General features: G+C 65.0%; 1 protein-coding gene. It reads right to left on the minus strand.

Features of this window, described 5'->3' with window-relative positions:
• Window positions 1–944 (minus strand): elongation factor Tu (gene tuf, locus AC3A3G_RS16345; protein WP_487488735.1); only part of this gene is annotated, 944 nt, incomplete at both ends.

Raw genomic sequence — 944 nt, forward strand, 5'->3', positions numbered from 1 at the left:
GTGTGACGGCCGCCTTCTTCCTTGTTCAGGATGTAGGCCTCGGCCACGAACTTGGTGTGCGGGGTGATCGAACCCGGCTTGCACAGCACCTGGCCGCGCTCGACGTCTTCACGCTTGGTGCCGCGCAGCAGCACGCCCACGTTGTCGCCGGCTTGACCCTGGTCCAGCAGCTTGCGGAACATTTCGACGCCCGTGCAGGTCGTCTTCTGAACCGGACGGATGCCGACGATTTCGACTTCTTCACCGACCTTGACGATGCCGCGCTCGACGCGACCCGTCACCACGGTGCCGCGGCCCGAGATCGAGAACACGTCTTCCACCGGCATCAGGAACGGCAAGTCGATCGGACGCTCCGGCTGCGGGATGTAGTCGTCAACGGCCTGCATCAGCGCCAGAACGGCTTCTTCGCCGATCTTCGGATCGCGGCCTTCGACGGCGGCCAGGGCCGAACCCTTCACCACCGGGATGTCGTCGCCCGGGAACTGGTACGAGCTCAGCAGCTCGCGCACTTCCATCTCGACCAGCTCCAGCAGCTCCTCGTCGTCGACCATGTCGACCTTGTTCAGGAACACCACCAGCGCCGGAACGCCGACCTGACGCGACAGCAGGATGTGCTCGCGGGTCTGCGGCATCGGGCCGTCAGCGGCCGAGCAGACCAGGATCGCGCCGTCCATCTGAGCCGCGCCCGTGATCATGTTCTTCACGTAGTCGGCGTGGCCCGGGCAGTCCACGTGCGCGTAGTGACGGTTGGCCGTCTCATACTCGACGTGCGACGTGTTGATCGTGATGCCGCGCGCTTTTTCTTCCGGCGCGTTGTCGATGTCGGCGTAGTTCATCGCCTTGCCGCCGCCGGCCTTCGCCAGCGTCATCGAGATCGCCGCCGTCAGCGTCGTCTTGCCGTGGTCAACGTGACCGATCGTGCCGATGTTCACGTGCGGCTTCGT

The organism is Brevundimonas sp. Soil_N_31, from assembly GCF_057655995.1.